General features: G+C 37.5%; 12 protein-coding genes. 9 read left to right on the top strand and 3 right to left on the bottom strand.

What is annotated here, in order from left to right:
• Nucleotides 1-39: 39 nt before the first annotated feature.
• Complete coding sequence (locus tag NAT51_RS16910) at nt 40-1,059, top strand: FKBP-type peptidyl-prolyl cis-trans isomerase (protein ID WP_250600799.1); 1,020 nt, start codon at nt 40-42, stop codon at nt 1,057-1,059.
• Between the two features lie 70 nt (nt 1,060-1,129).
• Here the strand turns inward: NAT51_RS16910 and NAT51_RS16905 are convergent, their stop codons facing one another.
• Together NAT51_RS16905 and NAT51_RS16900 are read right to left on the bottom strand one after the other, a co-directional pair.
• Entirely contained in the window at nt 1,130-2,083 is a 954-nt protein-coding gene (locus NAT51_RS16905; protein ID WP_250600797.1) for a transketolase family protein, read from the bottom strand.
• Nucleotides 2,084-2,164: 81 nt separating this feature from the next.
• Complete coding sequence (locus NAT51_RS16900; RefSeq protein ID WP_250600795.1) at nt 2,165-3,013, bottom strand: transketolase; 849 nt, start codon at nt 3,011-3,013, stop codon at nt 2,165-2,167.
• 141 nt (nt 3,014-3,154) lie between these two features.
• Between NAT51_RS16900 and NAT51_RS16895 the strand changes: the two genes are divergently transcribed.
• The 8 genes from NAT51_RS16895 to NAT51_RS16860 all read left to right on the top strand — a co-directional run bounded on the left by NAT51_RS16895 (nt 3,155) and on the right by NAT51_RS16860 (nt 12,641).
• The gene (locus NAT51_RS16895) at nt 3,155-3,346 is read left to right on the top strand and encodes a hypothetical protein (protein WP_250600793.1); all 192 of its coding nucleotides are present in this window, start codon (nt 3,155-3,157) and stop codon (nt 3,344-3,346) included.
• 481 nt (nt 3,347-3,827) lie between these two features.
• On the top strand, nt 3,828-4,958 hold the full coding sequence (gene tgt / locus NAT51_RS16890; RefSeq protein ID WP_250600791.1) for a tRNA guanosine(34) transglycosylase Tgt: 1,131 nt from the start codon (nt 3,828-3,830) through the stop codon (nt 4,956-4,958).
• Nucleotides 4,958-6,064, top strand: a complete 1,107-nt coding sequence (locus NAT51_RS16885) for an LptF/LptG family permease (protein WP_250600789.1) — start codon at nt 4,958-4,960, stop codon at nt 6,062-6,064. The genes tgt and NAT51_RS16885 overlap by 1 nt, the downstream gene beginning before the upstream one ends.
• Entirely contained in the window at nt 6,051-6,941 is an 891-nt protein-coding gene (locus tag NAT51_RS16880) for a DMT family transporter (protein WP_250600787.1), read from the top strand. The genes NAT51_RS16885 and NAT51_RS16880 overlap by 14 nt, the downstream gene beginning before the upstream one ends.
• Nucleotides 6,942-7,059: 118 nt before the next feature.
• A complete protein-coding gene (locus tag NAT51_RS16875; RefSeq protein ID WP_250600785.1) occupies nt 7,060-8,013 on the top strand; it encodes an acetyl-CoA carboxylase carboxyltransferase subunit alpha in 954 nt (317 codons plus the stop codon).
• Between the two features lie 153 nt (nt 8,014-8,166).
• Entirely contained in the window at nt 8,167-9,714 is a 1,548-nt protein-coding gene (gene dnaB / locus NAT51_RS16870; RefSeq protein WP_250600783.1) for a replicative DNA helicase, read from the top strand.
• Between the two features lie 222 nt (nt 9,715-9,936).
• Complete coding sequence (locus NAT51_RS16865; RefSeq protein WP_250600781.1) at nt 9,937-10,656, top strand: glycosyltransferase family 2 protein; 720 nt, start codon at nt 9,937-9,939, stop codon at nt 10,654-10,656.
• Nucleotides 10,657-10,700: 44 nt separating this feature from the next.
• Entirely contained in the window at nt 10,701-12,641 is a 1,941-nt protein-coding gene (locus NAT51_RS16860; RefSeq protein WP_250600779.1) for a tetratricopeptide repeat protein, read from the top strand.
• Between the two features lie 41 nt (nt 12,642-12,682).
• Here NAT51_RS16860 and NAT51_RS16855 read toward each other — a convergent pair whose 3' ends face one another.
• A complete protein-coding gene (locus NAT51_RS16855; RefSeq protein ID WP_250600777.1) occupies nt 12,683-16,918 on the bottom strand; it encodes a beta strand repeat-containing protein in 4,236 nt (1,411 codons plus the stop codon).

The raw sequence follows: 16,918 nt of genomic DNA, 5'->3' as shown, positions 1-16,918 counted from the left end.
AAATCAAAATTGTATCTTGCGGCCACTAAAATTAAAGTAATGAGTAAATTTTTTAAAGCAATATTAGTAGTAACAATCGGACTATTTGTTTTTTCGTGCAATAAGAATGATGATTCTGACGGTAAAAAACCAGAGCCATATGATGAACAATATGTGAAGGATTTAGCAAAAATAGACGAGTTTATAGATAACTATTACATGAAGGTTGATCCTGCAACATTTGATGTGAGCTTTAAAAAAATTCAATCACACGGAGCAGACAGTTTGCCTATTCGTACACAAACAGAATATCCTTTACAATTCAAAATGGTCGAAAATGAAAGCCATGAAGTGAATTATAAAATGTATTATATCAACTTCAGACAAGGGACTAATGCGTCACTTACGCGAGTAGACTCGGCATTAGTTGCTTACCGTGGTGAATATCTTTACACTAAGAAGGAAAAAGTGAATAACGTAGATGTAGAGTATACGGCTGGTACTCAATTTGACCAGGCGCAAAATCCATTATGGTTTAAAATGTACGAAGTTGTGGAAGGATGGAGAGAGATTGTTCCTTTATTCAAGTCAGGAACTTCTTCTTATGATGCTGGTACTGGTGTGATTACCTATAATGATTTCGGTGCAGGTGTGTTTTTTATTCCTTCAGGATTGGGGTATTATTCCCAAACGGGTAATATTCCGGCTTATTCGCCTTTGGTTTTCTCATTTAAACTGATGCATGTTAACCGCGTTGATCATGATTTTGACGGAAAAGATTCGTATTTGGAAGACTTAAACGGTGACGGTAAATTCATAGTAAAAGAAGGTGTTGATGATAATACGGTTGATGATGATACCGATGATGACGGAAGACCGGATTACCTTGATCAGGATGATGACGGTGATGGTGTTCTGTCTAAAGTAGAAATCCCTAGGGGAGATACTGATGGTGACGGAAAACCTGATTATTTGGATACAGATGATAACAATGACGGGGTCTTAACCAAGAATCAACGTACAGGGGATTGTGATAACGATACTATTCCTAATTATTATGATATGACACCAGGTTGTTAACAAAACAATAATAGTTATAAATAAAAAGTCCCATTTTACAATGGGACTTTTTTTATGAGGTAAAAGAAAATTATTTTCTTTTGATTACTCTTTCTACAGCTTCAACAATCGCCTGATTGTTTAGTTTGTATTTTTCCATCAATTGCTCAGGAGTTCCTGATTCACCGAAACTATCGTTTACAGCTACAAATTCCTGTGGAGTTGGAGTGTTCAATGCTAATAATCTTGAAACGCTTTCTCCTAGACCACCTAAGATGTTGTGCTCTTCAGCTGTAACAACACATCCTGTTTTGGCAACCGATTTTAAAATAGCTTCATCATCCAATGGTTTAATCGTGTGAATGTTGATTACTTCAGCAGAAATCCCTTTCGCTTCCAAAGCTTCAGCAGCAACTAAAGCTTCCCATACCAAGTGACCTGTAGCAACGATTGTTACATCAGTACCTTCGCTTAACATAATTGCTTTTCCAATAACGAATGGCTCATCAGCAGGAGTAAAGTTAGGAACTACCGGACGCCCGAAACGTAAATAAACAGGACCATGGTGGTCTGCTAATGCAATCGTCGCAGCTTTTGTCTGGTTGTAATCACAAGTATTGATTACAGTCATTCCCGGTAACATTTTCATTAATCCGATGTCTTCAAGAATCTGGTGAGTTGCACCGTCTTCTCCTAAAGTCAAACCGGCATGCGAAGCACAAATCTTCACGTTTTTGTCTGAATAAGCAACTGATTGACGGATTTGGTCATAAACACGACCTGTTGAAAAGTTAGCAAATGTTCCTGTGAAAGGAATTTTACCTCCAATAGTCAAACCGGCAGCAATTCCGATCATGTTTGCTTCAGCGATTCCAATTTGGAAAAAACGCTCAGGGTGATTTTTCTTGAAATCATCAAATTTTAAAGAACCAATTAAGTCGGCGCAAAGTGCTACAACATTTTCGTTCTTCTGACCTAATTCGGTCATTCCAGCTCCAAAACCGGAACGGGTATCTTTACTTCCTTGATTTGTATATTTTTTCATATTCAATGTATGATTGAAATGGTTTAAGAATTAAAAGTTTGGGAGAATAACCCATAACTTAGAACTCATAACTCATAATTCTTAATAATCGATTTCGTCTTCTAAATGGTTTTGTACCAATGCTTTCTCTAATTGCTCATCGTTAGGCGCTTTTCCGTGCCAAGCATGTGTGTGCATCATGAAATCTACACCGTGACCCATTTCCGTATGCAATAAAACACAAACCGGTTTTCCTTTTCCTGCTAAAGATTTAGCATGGGTCATACCGGCAATGATCGCTTCGATATTATTTCCTTCTTTGATTTCAACAACGTCCCAGTCAAACGCTTCGAACTTGGCTTTTACGCTACCCATGTTCAAAACTTCGTCAGTAGTACCGTCAATTTGCTTTCCGTTTAAGTCGATAGTGGCAATTAAGTTGTCAACGCCTTTTGCAGAAGCATACATGATAGCTTCCCAGTTTTGACCTTCCTGTAATTCACCGTCACCACATAAAGCATATACTAAATGGTTGTCTTTATTCAATTTCTTAGCCTGTGCAGCACCAATAGCAACAGATAAACCTTGTCCTAAAGATCCCGAAGCCATTCTGATTCCCGGTAAACCTTCGTGTGTAGTTGGGTGACCTTGCAATCTTGAGTTTAACTTACGGAAAGTAGCCAGTTCTTTTACCGGGAAATAACCGCTACGGGCTAAAACCGAATAAAAAACAGGAGAGATGTGACCGTTTGATAAGAAGAAGATGTCTTCTCCAATACCGTCCATGTCAAATCCGGGTTTTCTGTCCATTAAGTGTTGGTAAAGAACTGTGAAGAATTCCGCACACCCTAAAGAACCTCCCGGGTGACCTGAATTTACAGCGTGCACCATGCGAAGAATATCTCTTCTTACCTGTGTTGTAAATTTTGTTAGTTGTTGAATGTCAGACATTTTGAATACGTATAAATTATTTGCGCCCAAAATTACCTTTTATTTTTCCGACTGGCAAAAGTTTTGTTCATTTTGTTAGTCCTTAGCTCTTAGTCCATAGTTCATAGTTCATAGTGAAGAGTAATTAGTAATTAGTGTTCTTTGATTGGTACCAATGATTATTTAGGTGGTACCAAAGACTTTTTAGTTGGTACAGATGATTATTTAAGTGGTACCGAAGACTTTTTAAGTGGTACAGATAGCTTTTTAGGTGGTACCAAAGATTTTTTAACTGGTACAGACGATTATTTAGGTGGTACCGAAGACTTTTTAAGTGGTACCGATAGTTTTTAGGTGGTACTGATAGTTTTTAAGTGGTACTAATAGTTTTTAGGTGGTACTGATAGTTTTTAAGTGGTACTGCTAATTTTTAGGTGGTACCGATAGATATTCGGTGGCTGAGCCTGTCGAAGTCAAGTGGTACTGATAGATATTCGGTGGCTGAGCCTGTCGAAGTCAAGTGGTACCAAAGACTATTTAAGTGGTATTGATAACTTTTTAACGATTACTAAGGACTAAGAGCTAAGTACTTGGAACTCTAAAGAAGGTACTATGGACTATTCAAAAAGTACTAATTATTCTTTAAATGCTGTGAAACACTCTTTAACCGTTACTAAGGACTAAGCGCTAAGGACTAAGGACTCTTCAAAAGGTACTAATCACTAATTACTAGTCACTGGTTACTAAAACATTCCTAAAATTTGAAAAGAACTCTCAATCAAATTACTGAATTAACTTATCTTTGCCTTTCGAATTTTAAGGAAGAACGCATTATATGAAGTTTGATTTATTACACACCGATCCGCAAACACAAGCCAGAGCCGGTAAAATTACTACAGATCACGGAGTTATTGAGACTCCTATTTTTATGCCGGTTGGTACCGTAGCTTCGGTAAAAGGAGTGCACCAACGCGAATTGAAAGAGGAAATCAATCCGGATATCATCTTAGGAAATACTTACCATTTATATTTACGTCCGCAGACTCCAATTTTGGAAAAAGCAGGTGGTTTGCACAAATTCATGAACTGGGACCGTAATATTTTAACCGATTCAGGAGGATATCAGGTGTATTCGCTTTCTTCTAACCGAAAAATTAAGGAAGAAGGAGTGAAATTCAAATCACATATCGATGGTTCATACCATTTCTTTTCTCCGGAAAGTGTAATGGAAATCCAGCGTACCATTGGTGCTGATATTATCATGGCTTTCGACGAGTGTACACCTTATCCGTGTGATTACCGTTATGCAAAACGTTCGATGCACATGACACACCGTTGGTTGGACCGTTGTATCGCACATTTAGACAAAACACCACTTAAATACGATTACAATCAGGCTTTCTTTCCCATTGTACAAGGAAGTACTTATAAAGATTTACGTCAGCAATCAGCCGAATATATCGCAAATGCAGGAGCAGTAGGTAACGCCATTGGAGGATTATCTGTGGGTGAACCGGCAGAAGAGATGTATGCAATGACCGAAGTCGTTACGGCCATCCTCCCGAAAGACAAACCCCGTTACTTAATGGGTGTGGGTACGCCAATTAATATCTTGGAAAACATTGCTTTGGGTATCGATATGTTTGACTGTGTGATGCCAACCAGAAATGCCCGCAACGGAATGTTGTTTACAGCACACGGTACCATCAATATCAAAAATAAAAAATGGGCTGATGACTTTTCGCCAATCGACGAAATGGCACACACTTTCGTAGATGTAGAATATACTAAGGCTTATTTGCGCCATTTATTTGCTGCCGATGAATATTTAGGAAAACAAATTGCCACGATTCACAATTTAGGATTCTATATGTGGTTGGTTCGTGAGGCAAGAAAACATATCTTAGCAGGAGATTTCCGTGAGTGGAAAGAAAAAATGGTTAAACAAATGGATAAGCGCTTATAATGTTCAAGCAGTTATTTTCTAAACTAACAATTATCGACAGATACATATTGAGAAGGTATTTAATGACCTTTTCCACTATGTTGTTATTGTTCATTCCAATTGGTATTACAATTGACGTATCTGAAAAGATTAACAGGATTTTGGAAAATAAAGTGCCATTTGTAAAGGTGGTTGGTTATTATTTAGACTTTATCATCTATTTTGCCAATTTGCTCTTCCCCATTTTCCTCTTTTTGTCCATTATCTGGTTTACCTCAAAACTGGCCAATAATACCGAGATTGTTGCAATCCTGAGTTCCGGAATTTCGTTCAGCCGTTTCCTTAGACCTTATATGATAGGAGCAACCATGGTTTGTATGTTTGCTTTGTTCATGGGATTCTTTTTGGTTCCCAGAGCCAGTGAAGGGTTTAATAATTTCCGTTATATGTACCTCAAAGGCGGCGGAAGGAGTGAAATGCGGCAAACCAGTGATGTGTACAGGCAAATCAGTGACAGCGAATTTATTTACGCCAGTAACTTCAGTCAGGAAGCCAAAACCGGTTATAACTTCGTTTATGAAAAGTTTGATAAAGAAAGACTACTTTATAAGATAACTGCATCGTCTATTATGTATAACCCGAAAACAAAGGATTATACGATGATGAACTTTACAAAACGTACCGTAGGTGAGTTGGGTGATAAGCTTGAAAGGGAGAATGTTAAGAACATGAAGTTCAATTTTGAGATGGATGATCTTACACCGGTTATTTACATCGCCGAAACACTTAACATGACCGAACTGAATAAGTTTATTGAGAAAGAAAAGCAAAGAGGATCATCGAATATCAACCGTTATATGGTAGTAAAATACCGTAAATACAGTATTCCTATTTCTGCTTTTATCTTAACGATTATTGCTGTTTCTGTTTCTTCAATGAAAAGAAGAGGAGGGATGGGAATCAATTTAGCGATTGGTATCGCTGTGGCTTTTGCCTATATTTTCCTGGATAAAATATTCGGAACCATGGCCGAAAAATCATCTTTTTCACCATTGATCGGAGTATGGATTCCAAATATTGTTTTCGGAGTATTAGCTTATTACCTTCTTAAAAATGCCAAAAGATAAAGTATTCAACAGTTACCTGCATTTACATTTTATAGTATTCGTTTGGGGATTCACGGCTGTTTTGGGTGCTTTAATTACATTAGAAGCCTTACCGTTAGTTTGGTACCGGATGCTTTTTGCTTCTTTATTCATACTGGTTTATATGTGGTTCAGGAAACTGCCGTATAAACTTCCTTTGAAAACCATATTAGTGCTGCTTTTTGCCGGATTGGTTATTGCGTTGCACTGGTATACATTCTTTAAAGCCATTAAGGTTTCCAATGTTTCAGTTACGCTAGCCTGTTTATCGACTGGGGCTTTTTTTGCCTCGATACTGGAGCCTATCTTTTTCAAGAGAAAGGTAATCGGATATGAGGTGCTTTTCGGATTGGTGGTTATCGCCGGACTGTATCTTATTTTTAAGGTAGAAGGACATTATGTGGAAGGGATTCTACTGGCCTTGACATCTGCCTTTTTATCGGCATCCTTCTCGATCATCAATGGTAAATTTGCCCAGGTATATGACCCAACTATCATTTCCTTCTACGAATTGGTGGGAGGAGTGTTGTTTTTCTCCATATTCCTGTTAATAGGAGGGAGTTTTAACGCCGAATTCTTTAAACTTTCCTGGAATGATTTAATCTGGCTTTTTGTACTGAGTTCATTTTGTACCGCTTATGCGTTTATCGCTTCGGTAGGCGTGATGAAATACCTGAGTCCGTACACGGTAATGCTTACCATTAACCTGGAGCCTATCTATGGTATTATTCTGGCTTTGGTTGTTTTTGGTGAAAAAGAGCAAATGAACAGTCAGTTTTATATAGGAGCCTTAATCATACTTTCAACTGTAATATTAAACGGCGTACTGAAAAATAAGGTAAAACAAGTTGAAGTGTAAATTATTGATTATTAAGCCAATGTTGGCAAAATGCAATAATAAGGCAAAATATGCTTTTATACTCAACTAGAAATTTTATCTTTGTTACTTCATATTAGACACAAAAAATAAAAATCTCATGGAATATTTGGATTTTGAATTACCAATTAAGGAACTGGAAGAACAATTGGAAAAATGTCAGGTCATAGGTCAGGAATCAGACGTTGATGTTACTGCTACTTGTGAACAAATCACTAAAAAATTAGAAGAAACCAAGAAAGATATATACGCGAACATGAGTGCATGGCAACGTGTTCAAATGTCAAGACATCCTAACAGACCTTATACTTTAGAGCATATTGCAAGTTTAACTGACAATACATTTTTGGAGTTGTTTGGTGATCGTGGTGTTAAAGATGATAAAGCAATGGTGGGTGGTTTAGGTCAAATTGACGGACAATCATTCATGATTATCGGTCAGCAAAAAGGGATCAATACTAAAATGCGTCAGTTGCGTAATTTTGGTATGGCGAATCCGGAAGGTTACCGTAAAGCTTTGCGTTTAATGAAAATGGCAGAGAAATTCAATATTCCTGTATTGACTTTAGTAGATACCCCGGGAGCTTATCCGGGATTAGAAGCTGAAGAAAGAGGTCAGGGAGAAGCTATTGCCCGTAATATCTTGGAAATGATCCGTTTGAAAGTGCCGATTATTACCGTTATTATTGGTGAAGGTGCTTCGGGAGGAGCTTTGGGAATTGGTGTGGGAGACCGTGTATTGATGTTGGAAAATACATGGTATTCAGTAATTTCACCTGAATCATGTTCTTCTATTTTATGGAGAAGCTGGGAGTACAAAGAGCAAGCAGCGGAAGCTTTAAAGTTGACACCGGTTGATATGAAAGAGCACAAGCTGATTGATGATATTGTTCCTGAACCACTGGGAGGAATTCACAGAGATAAAGAAACCGGTTTCAAATCGGTAAAAGAATATGTTTTAAAAGGATTTAACGAATTAAAAGACTTATCAACAGCTGATCTAATTGCCCAAAGAATGGACAAGTACAGCAAGATGGGGCAGTTTAATGAGTAAAATTCGAATCGAATTATAGAAAATCCGAAGCCCAGTGGTTTCGGATTTTTTTTTGGTTATCAACAGAAAAATTTAGTTTTCAACAAAAAGTTGTTCACACATTTAGAAAGGTCTTTTTACCTGTTTTAGGGACAGAAGACGTACTTTTGTATCATGGAAAATCTCAAGAATATTAACCCTGTAAAGGTAGATAAGACCACTATTATCAACCTGGAGAAAGGAAAGTTACCACCGCAGGCCCTCGACTTGGAGGAAGCTGTGTTGGGTGCTATGATGATTGATAAAAAGGGTGTTGATGAGGTTATCGATATCTTGCAGCCGGATGCTTTTTACAAAGATGCCCATAAATACATCTTTGAGGCAATTGTAACCCTTTTTAATGATTCACAGCCTATTGACTTATTGACCGTTTCGGCACAATTAAAGAAAATGGCCAAATTGGAATTAGCCGGAGGAGATTTTTATCTGATCCAGCTAACCCAGAAAATTTCATCTTCTGCACACATTGAATTTCACTCGAGAATTATCCTTCAAAAGCATATTCAGCGTAGTTTGATCAAGATTTCTTCCGAAATTATCGAAGATTCCTATGATGAAAGTACCGATGTTTTTGATTTGTTGGATAAAGCCGAGTCAAAATTATATGAAGTTACCCAAGGTAATATCAAGCGTAGTTCTGAAACAGCCCAGAGTTTGGTTATCCAGGCGAAAAAACGAATCGAACAAATTGCCGGAAAAGAAGGATTGAGTGGTGTTGCTACCGGATTCCATGCATTGGACAAGGTAACTTCGGGTTGGCAGCCATCCGATTTGATCATTATTGCGGCACGTCCCGGTATGGGTAAAACCGCATTCGTATTATCGATGGCGCGTAATATTGCAATTCAGTTTAATCATGGTGTTGCAGTATTTTCCCTTGAGATGGCTTCGGTACAGTTAATTACCCGTTTGATTTCCTCGGAAACCGGTTTGTCATCTGAAAAATTAAGAACCGGTAAATTGGAAAAGCACGAATGGGAGCAACTTTCTGTTAAAGTACGTGACTTGGAAAAAGCACCTTTGTTTATTGACGATACACCATCTTTGTCTATTTTCGACTTACGTGCTAAAGCCCGTCGTTTGAAATCCCAGCATAATATTCAAATGATTATTGTAGATTACCTTCAGTTAATGACTGCCGGTGGAGGCGGAAAAGGAGGCGGAAACCGTGAGCAGGAAATTTCGACCATTTCCCGAAATCTTAAAGCTTTAGCAAAAGAATTGGACGTACCGGTGATTGCACTTTCGCAGTTGTCCCGTGCCGTTGAAACGCGTGGATCGAGTAAACGTCCATTGCTTTCCGACTTACGTGAATCGGGTGCAATTGAGCAGGATGCTGATATCGTATCGTTTATTTACCGTCCGGAATATTATAAAATTGACGAATGGGATGATGATGAGCGTTCACCTACACAAGGACAAGCTGAGTTTATTATTGCAAAACACCGTAATGGTAGTTTGGAAAACATCCGTTTGAAGTTCTTGGGACACTTAGGAAAGTTTGATAATTTAGATGAGTTCGGATCTGTTTTTGATGATTTGCCTTCAAAAATGAACTTAGACGATTCAAATCCTTTCACTACTCCGAATCTTCCTACTCCGAATGAAGCTTTCGGAAGTAACATGAATAGTTATGATGACGATAGTGATGTTCCTTTTTAAAATAAAATAAAGAGCTGTTCCTTAAAAAGAGCAGCTTTTTTATTTGTATTAATTACTAATCAATATATTGAACTTTATTAAATCTTGCCATTAATTCTATTTAGAGAAGAATTTTAGTATTGAAAATCTCTAAAGTAGAGTTAAAAGAATATTGTTAAATAGCTAATTAAAATTGTATTTTAGTGCAAAATTAAGTTTCCTGTGAAATCAATTTGCAAATAAATGAATAATCTGTTATCTATTATTATTCCTGTCTATAATGAGGAAAGAACAATACTGAAAATTCTTGAAAAAATTGAACTTGTTGTTTTAGAACAAGGGATTGAAAAAGAAATTATAATTGTTAATGATTGTTCTTCGGACACATCTGAAATTTTAATTCAAAACTACTTCAAACAAAACAAGCATCTGAACCTTAAGTATTTTTCCAATGTAAAAAATTTAGGAAAAGGAGCTTCAATTCATAGAGGAATCAGTGAAGCTACCGGCGACTATATTATTATCCAAGATGCAGATTTAGAATACGATCCAAAAGAATATAATATACTTCTTCAACCGTTATTGGATGGATTTGCGGATGTTGTTTATGGTTCAAGATTTATGGGAAGTAAACCACACCGGATTTTGTTTTTTTGGCATACGATAGGGAATAAATTTTTAACTTTTTTGTCCAACATGATGACTAATTTAAACTTAACAGATATGGAAACGTGTTATAAAATGTTTAGCAAAAATGTTTTGAAATCCATACAGTTAAAAGAAAAACGGTTTGGATTTGAACCGGAAGTAACCGCAAAAATTGCCAGAATTCCGAATATCCGAATTTATGAAGTGGGTATTTCTTATTATGGAAGAACATATAAAGAAGATAAAAAAATTACATGGAAAGATGGATTTCGTGCCATATTTTGTATCATTAAATATGGACTTCTAAAATTATAGTTTCAATATTCTTATAAATTATTCCAGTCTTAAAAAAATAGGTTATGGCTAACAAAAAAAAAACTAATCCGGAAATAACTTCTGTGGCAAAAGAAATACAAAAATCATATTCATGGATGTTATGGGCTGTTGGAATTGTTTCTTTTGCTTTATATGCTAATACTTTGGCACATGGTTTTGTTTTAGATGATATAGCAGTAATTCAGGAAAATAAATTTGTTCAAAATGGCATTCTTGGTATCAAAGATATTTTTTCTACTTTTTATTGGCAGGGATATTGGAACTCAAACAGTGGTTTATATAGACCGATGTCTTTGGTCTTTTTTGCAATTGAATGGCAATTGATGCCCAATACTCCTTTTATTCATCATTTTGTCAATGTAGTTTTATATGTTTTGAGTAATGTATTGTTGCTCATTGTACTAAGGCATTTTTTTAAAAATTATTCGTATTGGATATCATTTATCATTGTAATTCTATTTGCTGTTCATCCTATACATACTGAAGTTGTTGCTAATATTAAAAGTAGGGATGAGATTTTGTGCTTGTTTTTTTTCCTGTTATCTGTCTATGGTCTATTCTGTAAAAAAGGAATGTATTGGAAAATAGCATCAATTATTTTCTATTTTTTTTGCTTGCTTTCAAAAGAAGCAGGTATTTTGTTTCTCCCAGTTTTAGCTTTTCTTTTATGGAATGAATTCAAAAACAGTAAGCAATTGGTTAGGGGTATTTTTCCTCATGTAGTTGTTACCGTTTGCTGGCTGCTTCTACATCAATTTATAATAAATTCATCCCCTTATAAAAGAATACAATATTCTTATTTAGATAATTCATTAGTAGCTTGTAACGATATATTAACACAGGTAACTACAGGGTTTTCAATTTTAGGACGTTACATCTGTAATACTTTTTTTCCTGTGAATATGAGTTATGATTATTCGTTTAATCAAATTCCCTGCGCTGAATTTTTATCACTACCTTTTTTGGGTAGTGTATTTTTAATACTGTTATTATTGGGTATTGCTTTTTATTATAGAAAGAAATGCGCTGTTATTTCATTCGGTATTATTTTCTTTTTTGTAACAATTGCTTTAGCTACGAATATTATAACTTTGATAGGAACGACAATAGGGGATAGGTTGTTATATACTCCGGTTTTGGGAATTTGTATTGCTTTTGTTTTTATTGTTTTTAATAGCTTTAAAAAGATGCAAAATGACTCAGATAGCAGTAGATTAATTTTCGGATTTGGATTGCTCTTTTTGTTTTTTTTTACAACCTCTTTTCAAAGAAATAAAGTCTGGGAATCTAATTTTACTCTTTTTACATCGGATATAGAAAATTCACCAAATAGTGCCCGGGTTAATTTTAATTACGCGACTACTTTTTTCTTACAGTTACCTGAAGATATTTCCGAACAACAATCACAATTGCCTGGTATTATAGAATATTATAACAGAGCTTTACGGATTGATCCAAATGATAAAGGTACATTGGTTAATCTAGGCGTTTGTTATTATAGAATTAAAGATTATGATAATGCATATAGTTGTACTAGTAAGGCAATGAAAATGGACCCAAATGATGGAGCACTTTTTAGAAATATGGCAGACATCTATTATATGAAGTCGGATTACGAAAAAGCGGTTGTTTACTATAAAAAATGTATTGTAAGTAAATCAGATAATTCCAATACATATAATTTTTTTGGCTCAGCACTTTTTAATTTGAAGAAATATAATGAAGCGATTACTGCTTTTGAAGACGGACTAAAAAAACAACCGGATCATGCTCAAATGTGGATGAATTATGGTAATGCATTGGCAATGTCAAGTCGTTTAAAAGATGCTATTAGAGCTTTTGATAAGGCATACGCATTAAATCCTAATCAAAAACAAGCCCTTAATTATTTATTTATGGCTTATAGGGACATAGGAGATTATGCTAAAGCTGATTATTATTACCAACTTTATATAAACAAATAGGCCGTATTAAATACGGCCTACTTTTATGATTTATTTATTAGTTACTTCTTTATAACTAATTTTTTTGTTGGAATATTAGTTCCTTTGTTACCTTTTACAAAGTAAGTTCCATCACTTAATTTCTCAATGTTTATGGTTGTTTTAGTGTTAGCTTTTGCACTAAAATTTTCCACAATTTGACCTAGCTGATTTACAATTACAAAATTGCCATCAGTTTTAGTTTCAACAGTAAGAATTCCGTTATTAGGATTTGGATACATTTTGAATTTAGAGAATAAATCAAAATCATCATTACCAAGTACAGTTACAGTGATACAATTTGAAGTAACAGTACAACCACCTAAAGTTATATCTACTTTATAATCGCCAACAACAGTTGGAATATAAGTTTGATTAGTTTCTCCTGTTAAAATTGTATTTGGACAAGTATACCATTGATAAGTAGCTCCAGATTGAATTGCAGTCAATATACCTGCAGCTTGAGTTACATTAGAATCAATAGCTGTTGGTTCAGTAATAGTAAAGTTTACTGATGTTGTACAAGAGTTAGCATCAGTTATTGTACATGTCCAAGATCCAGCAGTTAAACCACTCACAGACGTTGTTCCATCACCAGTTGGATTTCCGGGAGTCCAGTTGTAAGTGTATCCACCAGCACCTCCAGTTGGAGTGTTTATAGCTGCACTACCATTTGAACCACCATTACAAGCTACATCAGTTTGCGAAGCCGCAGTTGCTGCTAAAGCCGTAGGTTGCGTAACCATAATTCCGGAAATGGTTCCTGTACAACCATTAGAATCGGTAATTGTTACAGAGTAGGATCCAGCCGTAAGTGCTGTTCTGTCTTCAGTAGTTATACCACCGCCCCAGTCATAGGTATAAGGTCCAGAACCTCCGGTTGGTGTAAGGTTAATTACTCCGGTATTTCCACCAAAACAAGCAATATTGGTTACTATAGTTGTTCCGTTTACTGCCCAAACAGGTTGCGTAATCATAATTCCTGAAAGAGTTCCGGTACAACCATTAGAATCGGTAATTGTTACCGAGTAGGTTCCAGGTGTAAGTGATGTTCTGTCTTCAGTAGTTATACCACCGCCCCAGTTATAAGTGTAAGGTCCTGTACCTCCAGTTGGGGTAAGGTCGATTACTCCATTATTTCCACCAAAACAAGATACATTAGTTATTAGGGTTGTTCCGCTTACTGCCGCTGCCGGTTGCGTAACTGTAATTCCAGAAACGGTTCCTGTACATCCATTGGCATCCGTAATTGTTACTGAGTAGCTTCCCGCTGCCAATCCTGTTCTGTCTTCGGTAGTGATACCACCGCCCCAGTTAAAGGTATACGGTCCTACACCTCCTGTTGGAGTAAGGTTGATTGCTCCTGTGTTTCCACCAAAACAAGCCACATTGGTTACTACTGTTGTTCCGCTTACTGCTGCTGCCGGTTGAGTAACTGTTGCATTAACAGTTCCGGTACATCCATTGGCATCGGTAATGGTTACCGAATAGTTTCCGGCTGTAAGTGTCGTTCTGTCTTCGGTAGTGATACCACCGCCCCAGTTAAAAGTATACGGTCCTACACCTCCTGTTGGAGTAAGGTTGATTGCTCCTGTATTTCCACCAAAACAAGCCACATTGGTTACTACTGTTGTTCCGCTTACTGCTGCTGCCGGTTGCGTAACGGTTGCATTAACAGTTCCTGTACATCCATTGGCATCGGTAATGGTTACCGAATAGTTTCCAGCTGTAAGTGTTGTTCTGTCTTCGGTAGTGATACCACCGCCCCAGTTAAAGGTATACGGTCCTACACCTCCTGTTGGAGTAAGGTTGATTGCTCCTGTGTTTCCACCAAAACAAGCTACATTGGTTACTACAGTTGTTCCGCTTACTGCTGCTGCCGGTTGAGTAACGTTTGCATTAACAGTTCCTGTACATCCATTGGCATCGGTAATGGTTACCGAATAGTTTCCAGCTGTAAGTGTCGTTCTGTCTTCGGTAGTGATACCACCGCCCCAGTTAAAGGTATACGGTCCTACACCTCCTGTTGGAGTAAGGTTGATTGCTCCTGTGTTTCCACCAAAACAAGCTACATTGGTTACTACGGTTGTTCCGCTTACTGCTGCTGCCGGTTGAGTAACGGTTGCATTAACAGTTCCTGTACATCCATTGGCATCGGTAATGGTTACCGAATAGTTTCCGGCTGTAAGTGTTGTTCTGTCTTCGGTAGTGATACCGCCGCCCCAGTTAAAGGTATACGGTCCTACACCTCCTGTTGGAGTAAGGTTGATTGCTCCTGTATTTCCACCAAAACAAGCCACATTGGTTACTACTGTTGTTCCGCTTACTGCTGCTGCCGGTTGAGTAACGGTTGCATTAACAGTTCCTGTACATCCATTGGCATCGGTAATGGTTACCGAATAGTTTCCGGCTGTAAGTGTTGTTCTGTCTTCGGTAGTGATACCGCCGCCCCAGTTAAAGGTATACGGTCCTACACCTCCTGTTGGAGTAAGGTTGATTGCTCCTGTATTTCCACCAAAACAAGCCACATTGGTTACTACTGTTGTTCCGCTTACTGCTGCTGCCGGTTGCGTAACGGTTGCATTAACAGTTCCTGTACATCCATTGGCATCGGTAATGGTTACCGAATAGTTTCCAGCTGTAAGTGTTGTTCTGTCTTCGGTAGTGATACCACCGCCCCAGTTAAAGGTATACGGTCCTACACCTCCTGTTGGAGTAAGGTTGATTGCTCCTGTGTTTCCACCAAAACAAGCTACATTGGTTACTACTGTTGTTCCGCTTACTGCTGCTGGAGGTTGTGTAACTGTAAAGTTTCTTACAGCAGTACAACCATTAGCATCGGTTACAGTACACGTCCAAGTTCCGGATGTTAAGCCTGTTACTGAAGTTGTTCCATCACCGGTTGGATTTCCGGGAGTCCAGTTGTAAGTGTACCCGGGAGTACCGCCTGTTGCTGTATTTACTGAAGCCGCACCGGTATTTCCTCCAAAACAAGCGACATTAGTTTGCGAATTTGCATTTAAGACTAGAGCAGGAGGTTGAGTTATTATAAAATTACGTGTTGCAGTACAACCAATGTTATCAGTTACAGTTACTGTATAACTATTAGCCGTTAAACCTGAAGCCGTTGCTGCAGTTCCGCCAGAAGGTGACCATGAATAGGTGTAAGGCGCTATTCCTCCAGAGGGTGTTATTGTAGCCGAACCATTATTTCCACCATTACAGGTCACATTGGTTTGTGAACCCGCTGAAGTATTAATATTGGATATTGTCAAGGTTGCTTGATTTGTATTGGTAAAACAAGCAATAGTTGGGTTATAGGTAACACATCTGTATAAATAGCCATTCATACCCGAAGTAGCTCCTGTTATATTTAAAGTGCTTGTAGTTGCGTTGGTATAAACACCACCGTTTGTAATATCCGTAAATCCACTTCCTGTATTTACTTGCCATTGATAGCCGGTTGCTCCCGTTGCAGTTATAGGGAAAGTGGTATTGGCATTGTTACAGATGGATCTGTTTGGTGGTTGCGCAGTAATTGTTGGAGCAACACATGGAGGTGTTTCAAAAAGACGAAAATTATCTATTGCCCATTCTTCACTTGTACCATTGGAATATGCTCTAATTCGAATGTCTATTGTAGTTCCTGTTCCAACGATATTACCTTGGAATTCTGCGAAATTACCAGATAATGTAGGAGTGTTTCCAACACTGTCCCCATCAGTGTCTAAAGCTAATGATTTATTGTCTGTTCCAGACACCACATTATTATTAGCAAAAAAACCTAAAAGTCTTGTATAGCCACCAGTTCCATTAAATCGATATTCGACAATTACGTAATCTGAATGTGAACTTCCTAATACGGTGTTTTCAAATGGTGCATTAATATTGTTTGCTGCGAAAAGACCTCTGAATGAAAGCCCTGTTTTTCCACTCACATTAATACCTGTCCAAGTGATATCCATCTCTTCCTTTCCAGCCCCAAAATGAGTGTCATGGTCTTCACCTGCCCAGAATTTAGCTCCTTCAGAGTTTTGATATCCGGAGGCAGAAAACATTGTTTGAATGCTTGTATTGTTGGTTCTGGCAAAATACGTAGTATATGGAGTACCGGTTCCTGCATCACCTTCCGGGGTTCGTGTCCCGCTTGATGGCGCTCCGGCATCTTCAAAACTGTCACTCCAAAATTGAGTTTGTGCGTGACTGTTAAAGAGACCAAAGATTACCACCATTAAAAATAGAGTAATTTTTTGTTTCAT

It is taken from the genome of Flavobacterium amniphilum (assembly GCF_023634845.1).
GTDB classification, from domain to species: Bacteria; Bacteroidota; Bacteroidia; order Flavobacteriales; family Flavobacteriaceae; genus Flavobacterium; species Flavobacterium amniphilum.
The sequence above is the reverse complement of the archived record's forward strand: the minus strand, read 5'-3'. Positions and strand labels throughout refer to the sequence as shown.